General features: G+C 70.1%; 22 protein-coding genes and 1 other RNA gene. 13 read left to right on the forward strand and 10 right to left on the reverse strand.

Annotated features, from left to right (window positions below; genetic code table 11):
* Positions 1-3: 3 nt before the first annotated feature.
* From holA to VFW66_13890, 9 genes are all read left to right on the forward strand, one after another.
* Complete coding sequence (gene holA, locus VFW66_13850; protein ID HEX5387782.1) at positions 4-1,059, forward strand: DNA polymerase III subunit delta; 1,056 nt, start codon at positions 4-6, stop codon at positions 1,057-1,059.
* Positions 1,056-1,982 (forward strand): SPOR domain-containing protein, encoded by a 927-nt coding sequence (locus VFW66_13855; GenBank protein HEX5387783.1) that lies wholly within the window; start codon positions 1,056-1,058, stop codon positions 1,980-1,982. The genes holA and VFW66_13855 overlap by 4 nt, the downstream gene beginning before the upstream one ends.
* The gene (mutS, locus tag VFW66_13860) at positions 1,979-4,699 is read left to right on the forward strand and encodes a DNA mismatch repair protein MutS (GenBank protein HEX5387784.1); all 2,721 of its coding nucleotides are present in this window, start codon (positions 1,979-1,981) and stop codon (positions 4,697-4,699) included. Before VFW66_13855 ends, mutS begins: the two co-directional genes overlap by 4 nt.
* Before the next feature lie 68 nt (positions 4,700-4,767).
* Positions 4,768-5,190: an energy transducer TonB gene (locus VFW66_13865; GenBank protein HEX5387785.1), complete on the forward strand. Its 423-nt coding sequence runs from the start codon at positions 4,768-4,770 to the stop codon at positions 5,188-5,190.
* Between the two features lie 6 nt (positions 5,191-5,196).
* A complete protein-coding gene (locus tag VFW66_13870; GenBank protein ID HEX5387786.1) occupies positions 5,197-6,588 on the forward strand; it encodes a pyridoxal-phosphate dependent enzyme in 1,392 nt (463 codons plus the stop codon).
* A gap of 19 nt (positions 6,589-6,607) precedes the next feature.
* The gene (locus VFW66_13875; GenBank protein HEX5387787.1) at positions 6,608-7,639 is read left to right on the forward strand and encodes a D-alanine--D-alanine ligase; all 1,032 of its coding nucleotides are present in this window, start codon (positions 6,608-6,610) and stop codon (positions 7,637-7,639) included.
* Positions 7,640-7,676: 37 nt separating this feature from the next.
* Positions 7,677-8,513, forward strand: a complete 837-nt coding sequence (locus VFW66_13880; GenBank protein ID HEX5387788.1) for a rhomboid family intramembrane serine protease — start codon at positions 7,677-7,679, stop codon at positions 8,511-8,513.
* Positions 8,514-8,585: 72 nt separating this feature from the next.
* Positions 8,586-9,530 (forward strand): DUF2268 domain-containing putative Zn-dependent protease, encoded by a 945-nt coding sequence (locus tag VFW66_13885; protein HEX5387789.1) that lies wholly within the window; start codon positions 8,586-8,588, stop codon positions 9,528-9,530.
* Positions 9,527-9,766, forward strand: coding sequence for a CDGSH iron-sulfur domain-containing protein (locus VFW66_13890; GenBank protein ID HEX5387790.1), 240 nt, complete (start codon positions 9,527-9,529; stop codon positions 9,764-9,766). Before VFW66_13885 ends, VFW66_13890 begins: the two co-directional genes overlap by 4 nt.
* Before the next feature lie 27 nt (positions 9,767-9,793).
* Here VFW66_13890 and mnmE read toward each other — a convergent pair whose 3' ends face one another.
* From mnmE to rpmH, 5 genes are read right to left on the reverse strand one after another with little or no spacing between them, the layout of a single operon-like run.
* Positions 9,794-11,122: a tRNA uridine-5-carboxymethylaminomethyl(34) synthesis GTPase MnmE gene (mnmE, locus tag VFW66_13895; protein HEX5387791.1), complete on the reverse strand. Its 1,329-nt coding sequence runs from the start codon at positions 11,120-11,122 to the stop codon at positions 9,794-9,796.
* Between the two features lie 32 nt (positions 11,123-11,154).
* On the reverse strand, positions 11,155-12,960 hold the full coding sequence (yidC, locus tag VFW66_13900; GenBank protein HEX5387792.1) for a membrane protein insertase YidC: 1,806 nt from the start codon (positions 12,958-12,960) through the stop codon (positions 11,155-11,157).
* Positions 12,961-12,976: 16 nt separating this feature from the next.
* Positions 12,977-13,198 carry a membrane protein insertion efficiency factor YidD gene (gene yidD / locus VFW66_13905; GenBank protein HEX5387793.1) on the reverse strand — a complete coding sequence of 74 codons (222 nt, stop codon included), beginning with the start codon at positions 13,196-13,198 and terminating at the stop codon, positions 12,977-12,979.
* A 50-nt stretch (positions 13,199-13,248) separates the two neighbouring features.
* Positions 13,249-13,650 carry a ribonuclease P protein component gene (gene rnpA / locus VFW66_13910; protein ID HEX5387794.1) on the reverse strand — a complete coding sequence of 134 codons (402 nt, stop codon included), beginning with the start codon at positions 13,648-13,650 and terminating at the stop codon, positions 13,249-13,251.
* Complete coding sequence (rpmH, locus tag VFW66_13915) at positions 13,647-13,808, reverse strand: 50S ribosomal protein L34 (protein ID HEX5387795.1); 162 nt, start codon at positions 13,806-13,808, stop codon at positions 13,647-13,649. Before rpmH ends, rnpA begins: the two co-directional genes overlap by 4 nt.
* Positions 13,809-14,017: 209 nt before the next feature.
* Between rpmH and dnaA the strand changes: the two genes are divergently transcribed.
* The gene (gene dnaA, locus VFW66_13920) at positions 14,018-15,403 is read left to right on the forward strand and encodes a chromosomal replication initiator protein DnaA (protein ID HEX5387796.1); all 1,386 of its coding nucleotides are present in this window, start codon (positions 14,018-14,020) and stop codon (positions 15,401-15,403) included.
* A 217-nt stretch (positions 15,404-15,620) separates the two neighbouring features.
* Positions 15,621-16,754 carry a DNA polymerase III subunit beta gene (gene dnaN / locus VFW66_13925; protein ID HEX5387797.1) on the forward strand — a complete coding sequence of 378 codons (1,134 nt, stop codon included), beginning with the start codon at positions 15,621-15,623 and terminating at the stop codon, positions 16,752-16,754.
* Between the two features lie 3 nt (positions 16,755-16,757).
* Here dnaN and VFW66_13930 read toward each other — a convergent pair whose 3' ends face one another.
* The 3 genes from VFW66_13930 to rnpB form a co-directional block, all read right to left on the reverse strand.
* On the reverse strand, positions 16,758-17,486 hold the full coding sequence (locus VFW66_13930) for a hypothetical protein (protein HEX5387798.1): 729 nt from the start codon (positions 17,484-17,486) through the stop codon (positions 16,758-16,760).
* A 188-nt stretch (positions 17,487-17,674) separates the two neighbouring features.
* Positions 17,675-18,514, reverse strand: a complete 840-nt coding sequence (locus tag VFW66_13935; GenBank protein HEX5387799.1) for a hypothetical protein — start codon at positions 18,512-18,514, stop codon at positions 17,675-17,677.
* A 114-nt stretch (positions 18,515-18,628) separates the two neighbouring features.
* Positions 18,629-19,035, reverse strand: an RNA gene (rnpB, locus tag VFW66_13940) — RNase P RNA component class A.
* A 200-nt stretch (positions 19,036-19,235) separates the two neighbouring features.
* Between rnpB and VFW66_13945 the strand changes: the two genes are divergently transcribed.
* Positions 19,236-20,093 (forward strand): helix-turn-helix transcriptional regulator, encoded by an 858-nt coding sequence (locus VFW66_13945; protein HEX5387800.1) that lies wholly within the window; start codon positions 19,236-19,238, stop codon positions 20,091-20,093.
* Here VFW66_13945 and pyrE read toward each other — a convergent pair.
* Together pyrE and VFW66_13955 are read right to left on the reverse strand one after the other, a co-directional pair.
* Positions 20,090-20,656, reverse strand: coding sequence for an orotate phosphoribosyltransferase (gene pyrE / locus VFW66_13950; protein HEX5387801.1), 567 nt, complete (start codon positions 20,654-20,656; stop codon positions 20,090-20,092). The genes VFW66_13945 and pyrE overlap by 4 nt on opposite strands.
* Positions 20,653-21,552: a serine/threonine-protein kinase gene (locus VFW66_13955; protein ID HEX5387802.1), complete on the reverse strand. Its 900-nt coding sequence runs from the start codon at positions 21,550-21,552 to the stop codon at positions 20,653-20,655. Before VFW66_13955 ends, pyrE begins: the two co-directional genes overlap by 4 nt.
* Positions 21,553-21,664: 112 nt before the next feature.
* Here VFW66_13955 and VFW66_13960 point away from each other — a divergent pair, with 112 nt between their 5' ends.
* Positions 21,665-23,005: a GWxTD domain-containing protein gene (locus tag VFW66_13960; protein ID HEX5387803.1), complete on the forward strand. Its 1,341-nt coding sequence runs from the start codon at positions 21,665-21,667 to the stop codon at positions 23,003-23,005.
* The last annotated feature ends 3 nt before the right edge of the window (positions 23,006-23,008 follow it).

The following is a 23,008-nucleotide window of genomic DNA, read 5'->3' on the forward strand; positions in this document are numbered from 1 at the left end:
CGCATGGCATCGCAGAAGATCGAGGCGCTCTCCCGTGCCGTTCGGGCGGGGACGCTCGCGCCGCTCTACTATCTCCACGGCCCGGAGCAGCTCCTCAAGGAGGAGGCGATCCGCGCGATCCTCGACGCGGCGCTGGACCCCGGGTTGAGGGAGTTCAACCTCGACCAGCGCTCCGCCGCGGAGCTGGATCCCGAAACGCTCCACGGTCTCTGCCACACGCCTCCGATGATGTCCGAACGCCGGGCCCTCGTCATTCGCGACGTCGAAGCCTGGAAGCGGAAGCCCAAGGTCCGCGAGGCATACCTGCGCTACGCCGAGCGGCCGGCGGCTGACGTCGTGGTCATTCTGGTCCAGGGCGCGGGCGATGACACCGAGGACCGAGAGCTCGCGCGTGGCGCGGTGTCGGCCGCGTGCGAGCCGTTCACTCCCGAACGCGCCGCACGCTGGGTCGTGCGCCGGGCCGAGCAGCGCGGCATTGCGATCGAGCCGGCGGCGGCCGAGCATCTGGTGCGGGTCGCGGGCACGGAGCTGGGCGGGCTCGCGGTCGAGATCGAGAAATTGGCCGGGCTCCCCAAGGGCGCGCCGATTACTGCGGCGCGGGTGGGCGAGGTGGTCGGCGTACGGCACGGCGAAACGATGCAGGATTGGCGCGACGCCATCCTCGCCGGCGACACGGCGCGCGCGAGCCGGCTGCTCGGCCCCGTGCTGGCCCAAGCGGGCGTCTCCGGCGTTCGCGTGCTCACGGTCCTCGGCACGGCGCTGGTCGGCGTGAGCGCCGCGCGCGACGCCTACGACCGCGGCCTTCGCGACGCGGCGCTCGAGCGCGCGGTGTTCGATCTGCTGCGCCGCGTGAAGCCGCAGGGAATATTCGGCTACAAGGAGGAAGCCGAGCGCTGGGCGCGGGCGGCGCCCGCGTGGCCACCGGAACGGCTTCGCGCCGGCCTCCGCGCCACCGTCGCCGCCGACGTCGCGCTCAAGGGCACCACGATCTCCGGCGAGCTCGGCATCCTGCAGGACCTCACCTTCGAGCTCGCCCCCGGGGCAGCGGTGGCGGCATGACGCGGTCCATCGCGGTCCGCGTCGCGTGCGCGTTCGGGCTCCTGCTTGCCTGTCCGGCCGCATGCCTGTCCGCCCAATCCGAGCCCCGCCTTGCCGGCGCCGTGCGGCTCGCGCAGGAGGGCCTGGGCGACTCCGCGCGTGCCGTCGTCCAGGGCGTGCTCGACGCCACGCCGCCCGGCGATACGCTCTACCCCCAGATCCTGTACGCCGCCGCCGCCGTCGCGGGCGATCCCGACGTCATGCGCAGCGACCTCCGGCGGATCGCGATCGAGTACGCCTACTCCGGTTGGGCCGACGACGCGTTGCTCCGCCTGGCGCAGCTCGATTTTGCCGACGGCAACCGCCAGGGCGCCATCAAGAGCCTGGAGCAGATCCGGCTCGACTATCCCGGCTCACCGCTCTTTGCGACGGCCGCGCTCTGGGCCGGCCGCGCCTACTTCGACGAGAATGAACCGCGCTCGGCCTGTAGTTGGCTCGACGATGGATTGGCGCGCCTGGGCGACGACGACGTCGAGCTCAGAAACCGGCTCGACTTCTACCATCAGCGCTGCGCGAACCTCGCACCGGCCGGTCTGGCAGGGGCCGACTCGTCCCGGGCCGCCGGAACGGGCGCCGACTCGACCCGGCCCGACTTGACGAAGCCGGACTCGACCCGGCCCGCGCCCGTACGATCCGATTCTACGGCGACGGTCCCCGCGAGCGCGCGCTTCCGAATCCAGATCGCCGCCGTCGCCACCCAGGCCATGGCGGACGCGGTCGCGAGCCGGGCCAAGGCAGGCGGCTACGACCCGGTGGTCGCGCGCGAGAAGGGACTGCTCAAGGTCCGCCTAGGCGCATACCAGAGTCGCGCCGCCGCGGCGGCCGACCTTGCCGCGGTGCAAGCCAAGTTCGGCGGCAAGCCGTTCGTGGTGGCCGGCCCGTGAGCGGAAACGCGGCCCGCATGGAACCCCGCGCCTCGGAGGCGACCACACCGCTCATGCAGCAATATCGGGAGATCAAGGCGCGCCACCCCGACGCGATCCTCTTCTTCCGCATGGGCGACTTCTACGAGATGTTCTTCGACGACGCCCGCCTGGGCGCCCGCCTGCTCAACATCGCGCTCACTTCCCGCGGCGACGGCGTGCCGCTCGCCGGCGTGCCGGTAAAGGCGGCAACCGACTACCTGCGCCAGCTCGTGGCGAGCGGCCACCGCGTCGCCATCTGCGAGCAGGTGGAGGACCCGCGCCTCGCACGCGGTATCGTGCGCCGGGAGGTCGTGGAGACGGTGACGCCGGGCGCGCTGCTCGCCGACGGCTGGATCCCCGGGGCGCGGAACAATTGGATGGTGGCAGTAGGCGGGCGGACGGATGGACGGAACGGTCCGCACGCGGGCAGGCGCACCGACCCCGAGGCCGCCAGCACGCGCGAGGCGGTCGTGCGCGGGGCCATCGGCCTCGCCGCCATCGATCTGAGCACCGGTGAGTTCGTCCTCGAAGTGCTCGACGAGCGCGGGCTCGACGAAGCGCTCTCACGCTTGAATCCTGCCGAGGTGGTGCTGCCCGTGGCCGACGGCGCCGACCGCTTCTCCGCCAACCCGTCTGACCGCCTCCTCATCACCCGCCGCGATCCGTGGGAATTCGACCTGTCGCTCGCCGGTGAGGAGCTAGCCCGCCGCTTCGGCCTCGCCTCGCTCGATGGGCTCGGCCTCGGCGCGGACGATGCACCCGCCGTCGGCGCGGCCGGCGCCCTGCTTCGCTATCTCGCTGACCTCCAGCCCGCGGGGCTCGCGCACCTCGCGCGTCCGACGGTGCGCCGCAGCGACGCGCACCTCTGGCTCGACGAGATGACCCGGCGCAACCTCGAGCTCACCGAGCCGCTCAGCGCCGGTGCGAGGAACTCGACCCTGCTCGAGGCGATCGACGGCACCGTGACGCCCATGGGCGCCCGCCTCCTCCGCGCCTGGCTCCTCTCGCCGCTCCGCGCGACCGAGGCCATCGCGCGGCGCCTCGATGCGGTCGAAGTGTTCGTGGGCGAGGGCACCGGCCGCGCGCGACTTCGCGAAGCGCTCGACGGCGTGCGCGATCTCGAACGCCTCGCCGGCCGGGCGGCCGCGGGCCGCGCCACCCCGCGTGAGCTCGGCGCGCTCCGCGATTCGTTCGGCCGGCTTCCCGGCCTCTGCTCGGCGCTTGCCGGTCTCGCGCGCCGCGCACGCAGCGCCGCGCTCGAGACGATCGCGCGCGACTTCGACCCGCTTGCCGACCTCACCGCCGAGCTCTCCGCCGCACTCGAGGAGCGGCCCCCTGCCCTGCTCGCCGACGGCGACGTTATCCGTCGTGGCTACGACGCCGAGCTGGACGAGCTGCGCGCGCTCCGCGACGGCGGCAGGCAGTACATCGCCACCTTGCAGCAGCGGGAGCGGGAGCGCACCGGCATCGGCTCGCTCAAGGTCGGATTCAACAAGGTGTTCGGCTACTACCTCGAGGTCACCAACGCGCACGCTGCGCGCGTCCCGGCCGACTACGAACGCCGCCAGACGCTCGCGGGCGCCGAGCGCTACGTCACCCCCGAGCTCAAGGACTACGAGGCCCGAGTGCTTGGCGCCGAGGAGCGGATCGGCGCGCGGGAGGCGGAGCTGTTCGGCGCACTTCGCGGAAGCGTGGGCAACGCGATCGGCCGCATCCAGGCCACGTCGCGCGCCGTCGCCGCGCTCGACGTGTGGAGCGCGCTCGGCGAGCTGGCCGCCGCGCATGAGTACGTGCGCCCTGAGGTGGACGACGGCTTCGACCTCTCACTCGCAGGGAGCCGGCACGCGGTGATCGAGCGGCTCCTGCCGCGCGGCACGTTCATCCCGAATGACGTCCGCTTCAGCGAGGCGGAACGGGTCCTGCTCGTCACCGGCCCCAACATGGCGGGCAAGTCGACCATCCTGCGTCAGATCGGCCTCTGCGTCGTGCTGGCGCAGATGGGAAGCTTCGTGCCGGCCGCCTCGGCGCGCATCGGCGTCGTGGACCGGCTCTTCACTCGCGTCGGCGCGAGCGACAACCTCGCACGCGGGCAGAGCACGTTCATGGTGGAGATGAGCGAGACCAGCGCGATCCTCCACAACGCGACCGCGCGCAGTCTCGTGCTGCTCGACGAAATCGGCCGCGGCACCTCGACGTATGACGGCGTGGCGATCGCGTGGGCGGTGACCGAGCACCTGCATGACCGGATCGGGTGCAAGACGATGTTCGCCACCCACTATCATGAGTTGATGCAGCTTCCCGAACGGCTGGCGCACGCGCGAAACGTCAACGTCGCCGTGCGCGAGGCCGGCGGCACGGTGGTGTTCCTCCACCGGCTGGAGCCGGGTGGCACCGACCGCTCGTACGGCATCCACGTGGCGCAACTCGCCGGGCTGCCCGCCGCCGTCGTGCGGCGCGCGAACGAAATGCTGGGGACGCTGGAGGGCGGCCATCGCGTGGTGCCGGGCGCGCCGCCCGTGCCGAACGATCCGGGGCAGTTCGCCCTCTTCGGCGCCGACCCGGAGCGGGGACCAAACGCCGCGGTCGAGCCGCACCCGGTCGTCGAGGAGATCCGCGCATTGGATCTCGATGCGCTCACCCCGCTCGAGGCGCTCAACCGTCTTGCGGACCTGCAGCGGCGGGCGGGCGGCGCGTGAGGCGCGGATCGCCCGAGCGCCAGATGGTCGCAGTGTCGCCCCTCCCACCGGGCGGATAGTTTACGCGGATGATCCGCGCCATTCCGGCGGCGGGGCTCGCGCTACCGCTCGCCGCGCTCACCTTCGCCGCCGCCTGCACCCGCCGCGACGACGGCACTATGCGCCTGCCGTTCGACCGGCCGGCACGCGCGCAGCTCGTGGATGGGCCGCCCGTGGCGCTCAACGCCGAGTCGCCCGTGGTATATCCGCCGGCAATGCTGCAGCAGGGCGTCGATGCCACCGTGGTGCTCCGGCTGTACGCTACCGCAGAGGGTGCGCTCGTGCCGGAGTCCACCCGTGTCGCCGAGTCGAGCGGATATCCGGCGCTCGACTCTGCCGCCGTCGCCGCGGCACCCGCCCTCCGGTTCGCGCCCGCGCTCCGCAACGGCGACTCGGTGGCGGCGACGTTCCTGCAGCCCGTCCGTTTCCGTCACGCCCAGGGGGGAAGGTAGCGCCACATGCGAGAGCCGCAGCATCGCGGTCCGTACGAGTCGGTGCTCGACACCATCGGCTGGACGCCGCTCATCCGGCTGCAACGGGTGGCCGCCGGCATTCGGACGCCGGTGTACGGCAAGGCGGAGTACGCCAACCCGGGTGGCTCGGTCAAGGACCGGATCGGGCTCGCGATCATCGAGGCGGCCGAGGCGCGCGGCGCGCTCAAGCCCGGCGGCACGATCGTCGAGGCGACGAGCGGCAACACCGGCGTCGGCCTCGCCATGGCCGGCGCGATCCGCGGCTACCGCTGCATCTTCGCGATGCCCGACAAGATGTCGCAGGAAAAGGTGCGGCTGCTCAAGGCGTATGGCGCCGAAGTAGTCGTGACCCCCACTGCGGTCCCGCCTGACCACCCAGATCACTACCGTAACAAGGCCCGGCAGATCGTGCGCGAGACGCCGGGCGCCATCCTCGCCGATCAGTACTTCAATCCGGTGAACCCCGAGGTGCACTACCGCACTACGGGCCCCGAGATCTGGGAGCAGACCGGCGGACGAATCACGCATTTCGTGGCCGCGGCCGGCACCGGCGGCACCGTGAGCGGCGCCGCGCGCTTCCTCAAGGAAAAGAATCCCGCGATCCGTGTCATCTCCGGCGACCCGGTGGGCTCGGTCTATGCCTCCGTCGCCAGGGAGGGCGCGCCGGGTCCGTCCGCACCCTACAAGGTGGAGGGGATCGGCGGCGACGAAGTGCCGGGCAACGTCTGGTTTCAGTACATCGATGAGTTCCGCTCGCTCAACGACCGCACCGCGCTCACCATGGCGCGCCGGCTCGCCCGCGAGGACGGCATTCTCGCCGGCGGGTCGTCCGGCCTCAACGTGGCGCTGGCACTCGATGTGGCGCGCGAGCTGGGCGACCCGGACGCGCTGGTGGTCACCATCCTCTGCGACAGCGGCGAGCGCTATCTCTCCAAGGTGTTCAACGACGAGTGGATGCAGGAGAATCAGATGCTCGATTCGCCCCGCGTGGTGGTCGAGCAGCTTCTCGCCAAGCGGCGCCCCGGGGCGCCCGCGCTCGTGAGCGTGGCGCCCAATGCGATGGTGCGCCAGGCACTCAACCTCATGAACACCTGGGACGTGAGTCAGATTCCGGTGGTGGAGGAGGGTGACGCCGTGGGCACCCTGATCGAAGCCACCCTCATGACCCGCGCACTCTCCCAGCCTTCCCTGCTCGATCGCCCCGTGCGCGAGGTGATGGAGCCGCCGCTCCCCGTGATCGAGTCGCACTTCCCCACCGATCGGCTGGGCCAGATGCTCACCCGTGAGAGCCCGGCCGCGCTGGTGCGGAAAGACGGGCAACTCGTCGGCATCGTGAGCCGGTACGACGTCCTGCAGCAACTGATCGCGACGCGATGAGCCGGCCGGCGGCGGTTGGATGCGCGTAACCGTTCTCACCGGCGGCACCTCGGCTGAGCGGGACGTGGCCCTCGCGTCGGCCGTGCAGGTCGTGGCCGCCCTCCGCGCCCGCGGCCACGACGTGGCCGTGGTGGATACGGCCCGCGGCTACATCCCGGAGGCGGACGAAGCCTCGCTCCGCGGGACCGTGGGCGTCGAGCCCCCGCCGGTCGAGCAGCTCCGGGCACTCGAGCGGGGGGTACTGTTGTCCGGACTCGGCAACATGCCGGTGGTACGCGACGCCGATGTCCTCTTTCTCGCCCTCCACGGAGGCCGGGGTGAGGATGGCTCGATCCAGGCGCTGCTCGAGATGGTGGGGGTGCCCTACACCGGCAGCGGCCGCCTCGGCAGCGCCATCGCAATGGACAAGGATGTCTCGAAGCATCTATTCCGGGCCGCCGGCGTGCCCACGCCCGACTGGCGCATGGCGCCCGTCACAGCGCGCGAGGCGGGCGAGCAGCTAGGGTGGCCCCTGGTGGTGAAGCCGTCGAAGCAGGGCTCCACGGTCGGGCTCACAGTGGTGAAGCATCCGGCCGACCTCGACGCCGCCGTGTCCGTGGCGCTCCGGTACGACGACGAGGTCATGCTCGAGCGCTTCGTGGCCGGGCGGGAGCTTACCATGGGGATTCTGGAGGGTCGCCCGCTCGCGGTGGGAGAGATTATTCCACGGCATGAAATTTTCGACTATGAGTGCAAGTACACGCCCGGCATGTCGCAAGAGATCTTCCCGGCCGAGGTTTCGGCGGCGGTCGCAGCCGAAACCAGCCGGCTGGCGCTCCTGGCCCACGACGGCCTGAAGCTCGGAGGCTACTCCCGGGTGGACTTTCGCTTGACACCACAGGGCGAACTCTTCTGTTTAGAAGTGAACACGCTGCCCGGTCTCACCGCGACGAGTCTGCTGCCGCAGGCGGCCCGGGCGGTCGGCATCGAGTTCCCCGAGCTGTGTGAGCGGATCTGCCGGATCGCGCACCCGCCGGGGCCTCACCGAACCAGCCCGGCATCGGCGGCGTAGGAACATGAGCGTCGGGCAGTCAGCGAGCGTCAGGGCCATGAATTCCACGCCGTATTCGCGTGTCACTCCCTGGGTGGGCCGGCTCATCATCGCCAATGCGGTGGTGCTGCTGCTGCTGCTCACGCTGCTCACCTCGCCGGAAATCGTCGCCCAGCTCGAGTTCTCGCCGGCCAACGCGCTCGCGCGGCCGTGGACCTTCATCACCTACATGTTCGTCCACGGCGGCCTCCTACACCTCGCCGGCAACATGCTCATGCTCTTCATCTTCGGCTCGGCCGTCGAGCACCGGATGGGGAGCCGCGCGTTCATCCTCTATTATCTCTACTGCGGCGTCGGAGCGGCGGTCTTCGCGCTTGGCCTGTCGGGCTTCATGCCGGTGGCGCCGTTCATCGGCGCATCGGGCGCCATCCTGGGTCTGGGGCTCGCGTTCGCGATGTTCTGGCCCGACGCCGAGCTCATCCTCTTCCCGATCCCCATTCCCGTCCGCGCCCGGACCTTCGTGGCCCTGCTCGCATTGCTCGACGTGGCCGGCGCGCTCTACTTCAACGATGGCATCGCGCACCTGGCGCACCTGGGCGGGCTCGCCTTCGGTTATGCGTTCTTCCGCCTGCAGTTCCTCTCGCGCCGCGGCACGGCGCCGTCGCCCCAGCCGGTCGAGCGAGTGGTCGTGGTGCAGTCGGGCGCGCCGGAGGCGATGCGGTCGGCCGCCGCGCCCGAGCCGCGCTACCCGCGCCGCCATTCGGCCGGCGATGCCGTCGCCGCCGAACTCGATCGCGTCCTCGACAAGATCAGCGCCCAGGGCCTCGACAGCCTCACCCCCGCTGAGCGCCGGTTCCTCGACGAAGTCGCCCGCCGGAAGAAGCAGGAGCACTGATCCGCCCGCAGTGAATCGCGTCGCGCATGGGCCTCACTTGCGTGGCCGATGCGCGATCTCTTATAGTGGCGCGTGCTGATCAATCTGCTGCCGGATTTCCTCGCGGTACTCGACGCCGCGGACCCCGAAGCCGCCTATCAACGCTATCACGACGCGCACCGAGCGGTGCTCGACGCGTACTGGCGCAACTATGTGCTCGACCCCGACGGCGCGCACGCTGACGAGGTGATCGCGCACGCCTTGCGCGCCCGGCGCGACGACCTGCGCGAGCTGGCCGCGTCGGTCAACCTGGTGTCGCTCGCCGAGGAGGCCCTCGCGCAGGCGGAGGCGGTGCTGCGCATCGATCGGCCCTGCGACTGCTATCTGATGGTCGGAATGGGCGGCGCCAACGCCGGTGAGCTGGTCGTGAACGGCCGCGGCATTGCGTTCGTCTGCCTCGAGCACTTTACCGGCCGCGCCAACGCCGAATCGTACGGCATGGGGCTTCCGCCCGATCTCATTCCGCTCTGGCTGGCGCACGAGCTGGCGCACGTGGTGCGCTACACCTCGCCGGAGAGCGGGAGCGAGATGCGGCGGCTCGTGTCCGACGCGGCCGGTACGTACGACTACTGGCAGACCGGCAGTCGCGCAACGCTGCGCGAGCTTCTCGTCAACGAGGGCCTCGCGGTGCACGCCTCACGCGCCCTTGCTCCCGGCTTCGATGCCGCCGACTACTTCGGCTACCCTCGGCGCCAGTATCATCGCCTGCGCGAACTGGACGCCTTTCTCCGCCGCGCCGTCGAGCCCGACCTCGACCGCGCCGCGCTCGGGCTCCGGCTGCGTTATCTCTCCGGCGGCATGAGCCCGGCGGCCCGGCTCGTGAGTGGACGCGTGGTGCCCGAGCGGTCGGGCTATTACCTGGGATACCGCATGGCCGAGGCGCTGGTGTCGGAGCGCGGCCTTGCCGCTGCCCTCCGGGCGCCGGTCGGCGAGTTCCAGGCGGCCGAGGATGCCGCGCGAGGCATGCAGACGGCATGATCGGAGATGGCGCAATCGAGCGCGCGAGCGATTCCTGCGAGCCCACCGAACCCCGTCCCGTCACCGCCACCTGGAAGCCGGCGGGGCCGGTCGTGATCGAAGGCGTGATCGTGGTGCGCAACAACGAAGGCACCGTGCTGACGCCGCCGCCGACCAAGGTACCGGGCCAGGTGAAGTTCTGCGGGTGCGGCCGCTCCCAGACGAAGCCGTTCTGCGATGGGAGCCACAAGCGATAGCGTACGAGCGCGTTGCGCGCCCCCGCCTCACTTGCCCACGCAGAAGCCCGCGAAGACTGCCCCCAGCACTTCCTCCACATCCACCGTTCCGATCAACTCGTCAAGCGCCGAGACCGCCTGGCGCACGTGATGGGCGGCGAGCACCGGGTCGCCCTCCTGCCGTGCGAGGTGCGGGCGCGCCTCGGCGAGCGCGGTGCGGGCTCGGTCGAGCGCCACGCGGTGACGCTCGCGGGTGAGCGCGGGCTCGAGGTCGGCGAGGGCGAGTCGATTGCCGAAGATGCGCTCCGCCGCGCGGTGGCGCACGTCGTCGAGGCCCACACCGGTCGGCGCCGACACCGCGAGCTCGCCCGCGCCGGCAGGCGCGAGATCCGCCTTGGTGCGCACCACGAGCACGGGCCGCTCGGCCGCGATCGCCGCCTCGTCCGGCGCGAGTGGGCGGCCCGCTTCGGCGCAGAGGAGCACCAGATCGGCGGCGGCGAGGTAGCGGCGGCTCACTTCGACGCCCAAGCGCTCCACCCCGTCGGACGCATCCCGGAGACCGGCCGTGTCGGCCAGGCGCACGGGCCAGCCGAGGAAGTCAGTGTGGGCCTCGACGGCGTCACGGGTGGTGCCGGGCACTTCGGTCACAAGAGCCCGCTCGACGCCGAGCAGCGCGTTGAAGAGCGAGGATTTGCCGACGTTCGGGCGCCCCGCAAAGACCAGCAGCGCGCCTTCGCGGACCCGCTCGCCCGCGGGCGCGGTGGCAAGCAGGCGGTCGATGTGCCCGGACGCGCCGTCGAGCGCCGCGGCGATTCGCTCGGCCGGCACGGTGCCGTCGTCCTCGCCGGGAAAGTCGATGTCGTAGCTCAGGAGCGCCTGGACGCCGACGAGGCTCTCGCGGAGTGCCGCAAGCCGGCGGGAGAGGCCGCCCTCGAGTTGGCCGATCGCGGCGCTGGCCTGTGCCGGCGCGGTCGCGTCGATGAGATCGGCCACCCCTTCGGCTTGGAGGAGGTCGAGCTTGCCGTTCAGGACCGCACGCCGGGTGAATTCGCCGGCGTGGGCTGGGCGCGCCCCCGCGGAGACGAGGGCCGCCACGAGCTGCGCCGGCGCGGCAAGGCCGCCATGGCACGAAAGCTCGACGAGGTCGTCGCCGGTATAGCTCGCGGGGCCGGGAAAGACGGTGTAAAGCCCGCGGTCAATGGTGGTTCCATCGGCCGCACGAAAGTCGGCGAGCGTGGCCCGTCGCGCCGGAGCAACGCGAAACCCATCGATCACGCGCGCGGCAACGTCGAGGGCGCCCCGACCGCTCAGCCGCACGACCGCGAGCGCAGAGCGGCCGGGCGGCGTCGCGAGTGCCACGATCGGATCGTGAAGCATGCCCGTCGCCGGCGTCCCGGGGCCGCGCGCCGTCAGCCTCGTCCGCGCGCGCCGCCCGGCTTGGTGCGCACCACCGGCGCCGGCGCGGGCGGCGGTGTCCGCCGCATCCGCTCGCGGGCGATCAGATACTGCTGGGGAATGCTGGCGATGTTGCTGACGGCGTAGTACAGATTGAGCCCTGCCGCGAAGTTGACGAACAGCACCGTCATCATCACCGGCATCACGTAGAGCATCGTCTTCATCTGGGGATTCGACTCGATCCCCATCTGCCCCATCTTGCTCAGCGCGAACATCGAGAGCCCCATCAATAGCGGGATGATGTACAGCGGGTCGGGGCGCGCGAGGTCGGGCAGCCAGAGGAACGGGACGCCGCGCAGCTCGATCGTGTTCTGGAAGACGAAGTAGAGCGCGAAGAGAATCGGCATCGGGATGAGCATCGGCCAGCAGCCGCCGAGCGGATTCACCCCGTGCTCCTTGTAGAGCCGGAACATCTCCTGTTGCAAGCGCTGCGGGTCTTCCTTGTACCGCTCCTGCATCTCCTTCACCAGCGGCTGGATGGCCTGCATGGCCATGCTGGCGCGCATCGCCTTCTGGTTGAGCGGCCAGAGGAGCACGCGCACCAGGATGCCGAAAATGATGATGACGAGCCCGTAGGCGAGCCCCAGGTGCTCGTGCATCCAGACCAACAGCCAGCGCACCGGAATTTCGAAGAAGCGGATCAGCGTGCGCACCCCCGGCCAGCCGTAGGGGTTCACGTCGTCGAAGTCGTGGCCGATCGCGCGGAGGCGGGCATACTCCAGCGGGCCGGTATAGAGCGAGAAGTTGAAGGCGCCGCCCGGCCCTACGGGCAGACTCAACCGGATCGCGGCCGACGTGGGGTGCTTGCCGGCATCGGGCGGCGCGAGGGCGGTGACACCACTCACGCCCGTGGCACCCGCGGTGCTGTCGAAGGCGAGCACCGCGGTGGTGAAGTACTTCGATTTCACCGCCACCCACTCGAACGGGCCGCTCAATGTGGTGGGCTCGCCCGGCTTCAGGCTCGAGAAGTTGGTGCGATGCGCCTCGTTCTCCTTGGTGACGAGTGCCAGGGCGCGGTGGTTCTCGTTGCTGTCGGCTTCGGTGTTCGTGAGCCCCGGGCCCATGGCGACGAGCAGCATGGCGCCGTTCGGGCCGACCCCGCTGATGTGCCCCGCGATGTGTACCCGGTAGCTGTCGGGAACGAACGTGTAGGTGAGCTCCACGCCAATGCCTTCGCGGCTCGCGGTGAGCGCGAGGGGCGTGGGGCCGTTCACGGTGAGTTCCGGCGCGGAGGGGCTGAAGCTCCAGTTGTAGATCGGCAGCGTGTCCCTGCCCTCGACGAGCATCATGCCGAGGAGGCCGCTCCTGCCCGGCAGGAGCTGCACCGGCTGGCCACGGTCGCCCGGCGCGGTCGAGTTGTAGCGCTTGAGCGTGGCCGTTACGAATCGCGCGCCGCGGGTGCTGATGCCGTAGGTGTAGAGCGGCGAGCTGACGCGCACGGTGTCGGCCGCGAGGGTGTCCGCCGCGACGGCAGCCGCGGCGGCGCCGGTGTGGGAGGGTGCGCGCCCGGGCGGCGGGGCAGCGGCCGCGCGTCCCGCGCTCTCGCCTTGCGCGCGCGCGGAGCCGGCGGCCTCCGGCGCGAGGGGCAACGCTCCGGGTGCCGCGGCCGCGGTGTCTGCCGCCCGCCGAGCCGTGTCGGCCGACGTGGCGCCCGCGGCTGCGTTTGCCGCGGGCTTTTGAGCCGGCCGGCGGAGCAGGATGGCCGGCGCGATTGCGATGACCATCATGAGCACGATGGCCCAGACTGCACGACGTTCCATCGGTCAGGGCATGGGGTCAGGGAACGGGATCATACCCGCCCGGGTGAAACGGATGGCACCGGGCCACGCGCCGGGCCGCGAGCCACGCACCCTTGATGGCGCCATGGCGCGCGAGGGCCTCGAGCGCGTACTGCGAGCAGCTCGGCGTGAACCGGCACGCGGGCGGCAAGAGCGGCGAAAGGGTGAGCTGATAGCCACGGATCAATCCCAGGAGCGCCGCGCGGGGCCACTGCCCCACCCGGTCGAGCCGCCACTCGACGTCGACGCGTGCGGCCCGACGATTGGCGCTCATTGGCGATCGCCCGGCGCGCGCCGGTCCGCGGCTCGCGCGGCGGCGCGCAGCGCGCCGCGGGCCGCGGCGCTCCACGCCAGCAGCTCCGCGCGAAGCTCGGCGAAGCTCGCCCCATAGGCCTCGCGCCGCACACGGATCACGAGATCGCACGGCCCGAGCGTCTGCTGCAGCTCGCGGCGCCAGATCTCCCGGAGCCGGCGCCGCAGACGATTGCGGGCCACTGCGGTCGACCGATGCTTGGCAACGATCAGTCCGATCCGCGCGTGGCCCGTCGCATTGTCCATCCAGATCATGTCGAGGTGCTCGCTTCGGCGGCGCCGCCCCTCCGCAAGGCACCGGCGAAGGTCTGCCGCCCGCGCGAGCCGCCTGGCCCGCGGAAGGCGAGCGTCGGCCGTCAGGCGCTCCCGTGCTTTGAGGGAATGCGCACGGTGAGCCGCTTGCGGCCCTTCTTGCGCCGGCGCGACAGCACCGCCCGCCCCCAGCGCGTGGCCATGCGGGCGCGGAAACCGTGCCGGTTGATCCGGCGCTTGTTCCGAGGGCGATACGATGGTTTCATGTCCTGCGCCGTCCTCCCAGTGAGCCCGAAAACGTAGCGCCACGAGCAGGGGCGAGTCAAGGCGATCAAAAGGCGATTGACTCGCGATTGCGCGCGTGTGCGGACGCGCATACGGCCCATCGACTCGAAAAAAGGCGTGGTTGACTTTTCCACAACCGGCCCGTAGAATCGGCTGCCCTTGAAAAATCTCCTACCATTGCCGAGCATCGATGCAGCTGTCCGCGAAGGAAGCCTGGAAGCGCATCCTCGACGAGGCGCAGCGCGAACTTCCGGCCGATATCATACGTAACTGGCTCGAGCCCACTGAAGCGATCGCCCTTGAAGAGGGGAACCTGATCGTCGGCGCGCCCGATCAGTTTGCCGCGGAGTGGAACGAAACCAAGCACGCATCCGTCCTCTCCCGGCTCGCCGAGCCGGTGGTCGGGCGTCCGACCACGATCGTCTTCCGGGTGAACGAAGAGCGCCGCCGCCGCCCCCAGATGGACTTCTTCGTGCAGACCACCGCCGCCGCGCCCGCCGCCGCGGCCGCCAACACCAGCACGCAGCCGCTCAACGAGCGCTACACCTTCGAGACGTTCGTCATAGGCAAGTCGAACGAGCTCGCCGCCGCCGCCGCCCACGCCATCGCCGAAGCCCCGGGCAAGACCTACAACCCGCTCTTCATCTACGGCGCCACCGGTCTCGGCAAGACCCACTTGATGCAGGCGATCGCCCACGCGCGGCTCACGAAGGCCTCCGATGTCCGCGTGCTCTACGTGGGCGCCGAGCAGTTCCTCAACGAAGTGATTGAGAGCATCCACAGCCGGACCATGCCCGACTTCCGGCGCCGCTACCGAAGCGAGGTGGATCTCTTCCTGGTGGACGACGTCCACTTCCTCGAGGGCAAGGAGCAGACGCAGGAAGAGTTCTTTCACACGTTCAACGCATTGCACCAGGCCAACAAGCAGATCGTGCTCACCTCCGACCGCCCGCCCAAGGAGATCCCCGGTCTCGAGGCCCGGCTGGTGAGCCGCTTCGAGTCCGGCATGGTGGCCGACATCGGCCAGCCCGACCTGGAACACCGCATCGCCATTCTGCGCAAGAAGCAGGAGCAGGACCACCTGGAATTGACGATCCCGGACGACGTGCTCCGCTTCATCGCCGAACACGTGCGGTCGAACGTCCGGGAGCTCGAGGGGTGCATCATCAAGTTGCTGCTCTACGCCTCGCTCAAGCACAAGGAGATCGCCATCGAGCTCGCCCGCGAGGCGCTCTCGGACAAAATCCGGCCGGGTGAGGACGGCGCCGACGCACGGGCGCGGCCGCTGCCCACGATCCACCGGGTCCAGGAAGTGGTGGCGCGCCGGTGGGGCGTGACCCCGGAAGGCCTCCGCTCCAAGGCGCGGATCAAGACGCTCACCGTGCCCCGGCAGATCGCGATGTACCTGGCGCGCGAGCTCTTGCAGATGCAGCTGGTGGAAATCGGGCAAGCCTTCGGCGGGCGGGATCACTCGACGGTCATTCACAGCGTCGACAAGGTGCAGCGCCAGATGTCGCGCGACCGGAGCTTCCGCGAAAAGATCGAATACGCGCGCCAGGAGTTGTGCGCAGAGTAATCCCCGTGTGGATGCGCGCGGTGTGGGCGCTCTGGAAGGCGCGGACAACGGCCGCGGCTCTCCGCGCCATACACACCGGATCGACAGCGGGTGAACGATGGAGTGGCATGTGCCGCGCGAGCTTGGACCGCGCATCCACATCTCCAGGCCCTCTACTACTGCTGCTAGATATTTCTATTGGTCACGTAGTCTTGTTTTATAGCGCGCCGAGGAGTGGATGAAGCTCACCATTACGCGGGAGCAGTTGCAGGAAGGGTTGGTCGCGGTCGCGGCAAGCGTGCCGGCCAAGACGACGCTGCCCGTGCTGGCCAACATTCTGCTCGAGGCCTCGAAGGACGGGCTCAGGCTGTCGGGCACCGATCTCGACATCGCCGTGAGCACGACAGTGCCGGCGGCGGTGGATCAGGAAGGCTCCATCACCCTTCCGGCCCGCAAGCTGGTCGAGATCGTGCGCGAGCTGCCGAGCGCCCCCATCCGCCTCGTGGCGAGCGGCGAGCAGCGGGTCACGATCGAGTGCGGGCGCTCCAAGTTCCGCCTGCTCGGTCTGCCTCGGGAGGAGTTTCCCGCATTCCCCGCGGTCAAGTTCGACGGCGGCTGGAAGGTGTCGGCGGGCGACCTGCAGAAGCTCATCAGCCACGTCGCCTTTGCTGCGAGCACGGAGGAAAGTCGGCCGATCCTGAACGGCGTGCTCTGGGAGCTCCGGCCGGAGCGGATGCGGATGGTGGCGACCAACGGCCATCGGCTGGCGCGCATGGACGTACCCGCCGTGACCCAGGTGGGAACCGCGCAGCCGGCGGCCGGCCAGCAGGCCGATCTCATCGTGCCGCCCAAGGCACTGGAGCAGATCCGGCGTCTCTTCGGGCCCGAGGACGAGGTCGAGATCGCCCGAAGCGACAATCATCTCGGCTTCCGCTCCGCGCGCACCCAGATCTTCACCCGGCTCATCGAGGGGCCCTACCCCAATTACGAGCAGGTCATCCCGCGGGAGAACGACAAGGCCGCCACCGCCGATCGCGCAGCGCTCTCGGCCGCGCTTCGCCGCATGAGCATCGTGGCGAGCGACCAGACCCACCGCATCCGCATGGCCTTCGCGAGCGGCGCGTGCAAGCTGTCGGTGCAGACGCCGGACCTGGGCGAGGCGCAGGAGGAAGTCACGGTCACCTACGACGGCGATCCGCTCGAGATCGGCTTCAACGCTTCCTACCTGCTCGAGATCCTGAAGTTCATCCCGACCGACGAAGTGCGGCTCACGTTCAAGGCGCCGGAACGGGCGGCCACCTGCGAACCGGTCGGCTGGAATGATTCGGCGAGTTTTCTCACCCTCGTGATGCCGCTTCGACTGGTGGACTGACGCTTACTGCCGGAGTGTAAACCGCCAGTTCGCGCGCTGGCTCACCGGCACCGATTGCCCCACGGCCGGTATTGAGATCGTCATCTCCGCCGAATCCACGCCCGCGGCGTCGAGCACGAGCCCGGGGGCGCCGAACTTGTAGCTGCCCTGCCGTGCGCCGTGCGACGCCATCTGCATCGGCTGCGCCGAATCGGCCCGCTCACCGGTCCGCTCGAATGTCGTGCTGCTGGTGATCGCGAGTGCGTTCCCGCCGGTCTTCGTCGCGTGATAGGTCGTCACCGCGCGCTCGACAGCATCGAAAGCGTCAGCCCGGAGCGTGCGCTGCGTCGTGTCGCTCCACGTGGCGTCGTCGACCACGCCGCCGGGCGGGAGCGCCGGAAAGAGGGCGATGAGGCCGGCGCCGATCTGGTCACCGACGCCGGTCGTGCGATCCGGGGCGAGGCCGGTGAGCCTCCCATCGGGAGTGAGGGAGCCGGTCCAGCGCGTGCCCTGGGCAAGGAGCAGCGAGTCCGGTGGAACCGTGCCGCCCGCGTCCTGGCGGAGCGAGTCGAGTCGGATCGTGACGGCATAGGCGGCGGGCGCCGGCGCGGGGGTCACGGCGGGCACGACGCTCACCGTGAGAAATGCCGTCCGGGTCGACTGCTGGACCTGCGTGGCACCGCCCGGAAGCTGCAGCGCGAGGCTATCACGCCGCTCGTAAGCGTAGGCGGCGCCGCCGGTCGGCAGGTACACGAATGCGCCGGCGCGGGTTGGCGTCGGGATCGGCGCACCCGGACTCGGCGGAACGCCGGCGGCGGGCGGCGCCCCTGGGCGCGGAGCGGGCGCTGGTGACGGCGCCGGCTGGACCCCGCTCGACGAACTGCACGCCACGGCAAATGCCAGGGCAAGTACCAATGGGACGCAGTCTCGGCGCGCGCCGCTCAACGGAGTGCGCTCGCCGCGAATGTTTCCGTCAATTGCACCGGCAGGGGCTTGGGAGCGAATGCTCCCGAAATCGTGAGCCTCGAGATCTGCGTCGAATTGCCGTCCAGGTAATGCCCATCCGGCGCGATGTAGTACGTCTCCTTCCCAGTTCCACTGCCCTCGACGTTGGCGGTGCCTTCACCCATCTGCTGGGTGCCGGTCACCGAGGCGGTGAACGCCGTCTCGATCTTGACCGCCCTCATACCTCCGTGCGATTCCGCGCCCGTCGCGCGATACCTGGTGACCCGCCGGATGGTCACAGTGCCGCCGCCCGCCGCGTTGCTGCTTTCGGTCGTGTCGGCCCATCCATCGCCCACCTTGATACCTTGCCGCACCGGCGGAAAGAGCTGACGCACCACGGCGGTGAGCTGTGCCGCGAGCGGTGTCGGGGTAAGCGGCTGCACGCCCACGAGCTTCCCGCTCCGGGTCACGAACCCATGCAGCGCGACGCCGCGCGCGCTGTCGAGCACGGTGCGCGGCACCGGCGTGGTGCTGTCACCCCGCATCGAATCGACGACCGCGTGCACCGTCCGGCCGCCCGCTGAGTCGGTGAGCGTCAGCGCGAGAAAGGTGGACACGGAGAAACGCTGCCGCTCCTCGCCACCGCCGAGCGCAGATGCGTCGACGATCTGCTCGACGGTCTGGTCGATGCGATAGTGGGCCGCGACCGGCGCCGCCGCAGGCGCACGGTGCGGGGTGCCCGGACGTGCGCCATCCGACGCCGCCGCCGCGCCTGGCGTGCCCGAGGTAAGCGCGCCCAACGCAAGCGCTCCCCAACCGAATGCCTGGTACCGCATGGATCCCTCGTGTAGACGACGTTGAGACCGGGGTCCGCGAAGCATACCGCGCCGCCCCGCGGCTGAAAAGCGGCCGGATGTGCGCTGCCCTCCGAGGGGCACCCGGAGGGCAGCGCGGCGGGTCGGGCCGTAAGCCGAGTTCTGTTCTTCCTCTTGCGAGGAGGATGGTCATCTGTCTGGGACGGCCGTCGCCAGCCGCCTCGAGCAGCCTACCCGCGGCTCGCCGGCGCCGCGTGAGCGGACATCCGGCGTGGGCGGTGCGGGTCGCACCTCGCCGCCTATTTGGCCTTGCTCCGACTGGGGGTTGCCGTGCCACCGTCCGTTGCCGGCGGTGCGGTGGGCTCTTACCCCACCGTTTCACCCTTACCCCGGCTCGGCCTTTCGGCGTTGCGGGGGCGGTCTGTTTTCTGTGGCCCTGTCCGTCGCCTCGCGGCGCCCAGGTGTTACCTGGCAGTCTACCCTGTGGAGCTCGGACTTTCCTCGAGCACCCGAAAGTGCCCGCGACCATCGCGCCCGGCCCGCGCCTCGAAATATAACGGCCGCTGCTGCGCGGCGATTACCGGGGCAGAAGGGCCGCCGCGCGGCCCGAGCCGTACCCTGCCCCGTGCAGCCCGCGTTCCGCGGCGCCGGCGCATGCGCTCGCACCAGCGAGCACCCGGTCACGGTTGAGTGCGGGTTGAGCCACGCCGCGTAGCTTGGCGCCCATTACCGGAGCGCCACCATGCCACTGCTCGCCGCGCCTCGCGACCTCGCCCTGCCGCCCACCGTGGCCGCCGTTCTGCTGCCGGCCGAGCGCTCGCGTGTGGACGCTGCGGGCAGTGGATGCTTCGCGGTGCTGCACCGGGAGTCCGTACGCGACGCGGTGCGCGTGGTGCGCGAGCGCAGCGTCGATGCGGTGCTCGTGTCGGTGCATCGCTGCGCGCCCGAGCAGGTCGAGGCCTTGAGTCTTCTGGTGCGCGAGTTTCCCGCGGTGCCCACGGTGGCGCTGCTCTCCCAGCATGATGCCGACAGCGGAGAGATGCTGCTCCGGCTTGGCGCCACGGGGGTCCGCCAGGTCGTCGATGTGACCTCGCCCGCCGGCTGGGCGCGCCTCCGCCGACTAGTGGGCGAACCGGCGAGCCGCTCGGTGGCGCGCATCCAGGCACCGCTCTTCGAGGCGCTTCCCGATCTGCCGCCCGATGCGCGGCTCTTCCTCGAGGCGCTGGTCCGGCTCGCACCCGAAACGCCGACCGTGCGTCGCCTGGCCGTTCGCCTCGCAGTGCGGCCGAGCACGCTCATGTCGCGGTTCGTGAGAGCGGGTCTCCCATCGCCCAAGAATTACCTGGCGGCGGTGCGCCTGCTCCATGCGGCGCTCCTGTTCGAGGCGAGCGGACTCTCGGTGTCGGACGTTGCGTATCGGCTGGAGTATTCCTCCCCGCAGAGCTTCGGCCGGCACCTCAGGGCCATGCTGGGCATCACGGCGTCGGAATTTCGGCGCCGGCTTCCCTTCCCCCTCGCCTGTGAGCGATTCGTCGAGCGAATGGTGCGTCCGTACGCGCGGACGTGGTGCGGGTTCCGTCCGCTAACCTACGGCAGCTAGCTGGATTCGGTCTGTCCGTGATTAGTGAGACCCAGCGAGCGTGCAGTAGTGAGTGCTACCACCTCGTAGCCTGCCTCTTCCAGTGCCTGCTTGCCGCCCTGCTCTCTGTCCACGATGGCCAGCACGCCGACCACGCTCCCGCCCTCTGCCTCAACGGCAGCGATCGCCCGCCGAGCCGACGTGCCGGAGGTGATGACGTCCTCGACGACCACGGCGACGGCGCCGCTGGTAAAGTTTCCCTCGATCAGGCGCTTCGTCCCGTGCTCCTTGGGTTCCTTGCGCACGGTGAACGCGTCGATCGGCGCACCGTCCAGGTAGCTCGCGGCCGCGATTGCGTAGGCTACCGGATCGGCACCCAGCGTGAGCCCGCCGATCGCACTGGCCCGCCACCCCGCGCGCCGGATCGCCGCAAGACCAGCTCGCCCTACCACGACCATCCCTTCGGCGGACATGGTGGTGAGTCGGCAATCGATGTAGTAGGAGGAGCGTTGCCCTGAGGCGAGGAGGAAGGCGCCACGTCGCACCGAGCGCTCGAGGAGCAACTCCTCGAGGCGCGCGCTCATCGCGGGCTCTTACGAAAAAGGCTCGAGAGAAAGCCTCCGCGTGCGGCGCTCTCGTTGCGCACCGCCCCGCAGAACTCGGCCGCAAACTCCTCTACCGTCCGGCTCCGCTTGGAGAGATCCCGCTGCAAGCCATGGAGGACCGCCTCCTCCACCGCCGGCGCAAACCGAAGCCCCTTCTTGGCTTGCCCGAGCGGCACCGGCTCCTGAGATAGAAGTTGCTGAAACAACTCCCTGGGGTTCTTGCCGGTGAAGGGCAGGCACTCGGTGAGCAGATAGTAGGTGATCGTAGCCAGGCTGTAGACGTCCGCCTGCTCACCCACCAATTCGCCGCTCAGTGTCTCCGGCGCCACGTATTGGAGCGTGCCCACGAAGAACCCCGCGCGGGTGAGCCGGTCCTCAGCGTTGAGCTCCGCGTCGCGCGCGATACCGAAATCGAGCAGCTTCGCGCACTGCGTGGCCGGGTCATACATGATGTTCGCCGGCTTCAGGTCGCGGTGGATGATGCCCGCGCGATGTGCCGCGGCGAGTGCGGCGCCGAGCTGCTCGACGATGGTGGCGACGAGCGCGGGCGCCAAATGGCCGGAGCGCTCGACGAAGTTGGCGAGCGGCTCGCCCGCGGCCCACTCGAGTGCGAGATAGTCGAGCCCGTCGGCCTCGCCGTATTCGTAGGTGCGGACGATGTTGGGGTGGTTCAGCCGGCGCCCGTATTCGGCCTCGCGCAGGAAACGCTTGACCGCGACGGGATCCTTGCTGAGCCGGGGCAGCAGAATCTTGACGGCCGCCGCGCCGTGGGTCGGGTGATCGGCGCGATACACCGACGCCGTGCCCCCCTCGCCGACGTGGTGTGTGAGGCGGTAACCCGCCACGGTGCGACCGACGAGGCTCTCTGGGTTCATTGCTGGGGCCAAGCTACTCCATCCAGGTTGGCCCGGCAAGCTGCTTGACGCTCTTCCTCCGGCGCCGCTAACCTTCGCGGGACTTGCAAGTGCCATTCATGGAGACATCGCGATGCGGCGCCTGGCGCTGAGCGCACTGATTGCGGCCGCCGCGCTCGGGTGCGCTGGTGGCGGGAGCAGGGAACTGCGCGGCCCTGATCCGGCGCCGGACGACGCGCCCAGACTGGCGTCGGCCACGGCGACGTTCCGCCGCATCGGCCGGTTGGCGTCGGGCGATCCGTTGCCGTTCGTCGGCACCATGGCCTTTGCCGGAGGCCCTGGTGATACCGTGCTCGCCATCCTCGGTCTCTCCCTCGACAACAGGTCGCTCACCTTCGTCCGCGAACCCGCCGGGTACGGCGCCCATTATCGCGTCTCGATCACGCTCCGTTCCGGGGCCGCATCGCCGCTCGAGCTTACCCGCGAAGAAGTCGTGCGGGTGGCCACGCTCGCCGAAACCGGCCGCACCGACGAGAGCGTGCTCTTCCAGCAGACTTTCAAGCTGCTGCCGGGCCAGCAGCACGTGATCGTGGCACTCCGAGACCTGACCTCCGGCGTCGAAAGCCGGGCGGAAGGAGACTATGATGCTCCGGAGCTCGGGCCCGGCAGGACGAGCCAGCCGATCCTTGCATACCAGGCGAAGGGCAGGGGCGAGCGGAGCGATCCGCTGCAGCTCGTGCTCAATCCACGCGGCGTCCTCGGGTTCAGCGGCGACACGATGCTCGCCTACGTCGAGGGCTACGGCTTCAAGGGGCCCGCGACGATTCCCTTCGAGGTGCGTGACGAGCGGGATAGCGTCGTCTGGCGCGACTCGCTCCGCTTCCAGGGGGCGCGCGCGGTCGAGAGCCAGGTGCTCCGACTGGCGCCCGACAGCCTCGTGTTGGGCGAGCTCCGGCTCGTGGTCGATTCCGGCGTCGCCGCGCGCCGCGTGTCAGCGCTGGTCTCGTTCACCTCGGCGTGGCCGGTGACGAGCTACGACCAGATGCTGAATCTGTTGCGTTACTTCGGGCCCAACGCGTACCTCGACTCGCTGCGCAAGGCGCCGGCCGGCGACCGCGCGCGGCTCTGGCGTCGGTTCTGGCGCGCGAGCGATCCGAACCCGAAGACGCCGCGGAACGAACAGCTCGAGGAATATTTCAGCCGAGTGGCGGCGGCCAACGCGCAGATCAAGGACGAGGGCATCCCGGGCTGGCGAACCGATCGCGGCGAGGTGTTCATCACCCTCGGCGCGCCCGACGAATCGAGCGAGAGCGGCGAAAGCCAGTCGCGGATCGTCCGCTGGATTTACCAGAACTACGGCCTCAGCCTCTATTTCATCGACCAGGCCGGCTTCGGCCGGTACCGGCTCTCCCCGCAGTCCCGCTCCGATTACGAGCGGGTGCTCGACCGGCTGCGGCGCGCAAGTGCAGGGTAGGGG

Source organism: Gemmatimonadales bacterium, assembly GCA_036279355.1.
Lineage (GTDB): Bacteria > Gemmatimonadota > Gemmatimonadetes > Gemmatimonadales > GWC2-71-9 > DASQPE01.

What these genes read in the sequence shown, in the direction of transcription:
- VFW66_13880 (HEX5387788.1), top strand. Translation starts at nt 7,677, where the DNA reads ATGAATTCCACGCCGTATTCGCGTGTCACTCCCTGGGTGGGCCGGCTC.
- pyrE (HEX5387801.1), bottom strand. Translation starts at nt 20,656, where the DNA reads ATGAGCGCGCGCCTCGAGGAGTTGCTCCTCGAGCGCTCGGTGCGACGT.
- rpmH (HEX5387795.1), bottom strand. Translation starts at nt 13,808, where the DNA reads ATGAAACCATCGTATCGCCCTCGGAACAAGCGCCGGATCAACCGGCAC.
- VFW66_13865 (HEX5387785.1), top strand. Translation starts at nt 4,768, where the DNA reads ATGATCCGCGCCATTCCGGCGGCGGGGCTCGCGCTACCGCTCGCCGCG.
- VFW66_13890 (HEX5387790.1), top strand. Translation starts at nt 9,527, where the DNA reads ATGATCGGAGATGGCGCAATCGAGCGCGCGAGCGATTCCTGCGAGCCC.
- VFW66_13855 (HEX5387783.1), top strand. Translation starts at nt 1,056, where the DNA reads ATGACGCGGTCCATCGCGGTCCGCGTCGCGTGCGCGTTCGGGCTCCTG.
- VFW66_13955 (HEX5387802.1), bottom strand. Translation starts at nt 21,552, where the DNA reads ATGAACCCAGAGAGCCTCGTCGGTCGCACCGTGGCGGGTTACCGCCTC.
- VFW66_13875 (HEX5387787.1), top strand. Translation starts at nt 6,608, where the DNA reads ATGCGCGTAACCGTTCTCACCGGCGGCACCTCGGCTGAGCGGGACGTG.
- VFW66_13945 (HEX5387800.1), top strand. Translation starts at nt 19,236, where the DNA reads ATGCCACTGCTCGCCGCGCCTCGCGACCTCGCCCTGCCGCCCACCGTG.
- holA (HEX5387782.1), top strand. Translation starts at nt 4, where the DNA reads ATGGCATCGCAGAAGATCGAGGCGCTCTCCCGTGCCGTTCGGGCGGGG.
- dnaN (HEX5387797.1), top strand. Translation starts at nt 15,621, where the DNA reads ATGAAGCTCACCATTACGCGGGAGCAGTTGCAGGAAGGGTTGGTCGCG.
- yidC (HEX5387792.1), bottom strand. Translation starts at nt 12,960, where the DNA reads ATGGAACGTCGTGCAGTCTGGGCCATCGTGCTCATGATGGTCATCGCA.
- mnmE (HEX5387791.1), bottom strand. Translation starts at nt 11,122, where the DNA reads ATGCTTCACGATCCGATCGTGGCACTCGCGACGCCGCCCGGCCGCTCT.
- VFW66_13935 (HEX5387799.1), bottom strand. Translation starts at nt 18,514, where the DNA reads ATGCGGTACCAGGCATTCGGTTGGGGAGCGCTTGCGTTGGGCGCGCTT.
- VFW66_13960 (HEX5387803.1), top strand. Translation starts at nt 21,665, where the DNA reads ATGCGGCGCCTGGCGCTGAGCGCACTGATTGCGGCCGCCGCGCTCGGG.
- dnaA (HEX5387796.1), top strand. Translation starts at nt 14,018, where the DNA reads ATGCAGCTGTCCGCGAAGGAAGCCTGGAAGCGCATCCTCGACGAGGCG.
- VFW66_13870 (HEX5387786.1), top strand. Translation starts at nt 5,197, where the DNA reads ATGCGAGAGCCGCAGCATCGCGGTCCGTACGAGTCGGTGCTCGACACC.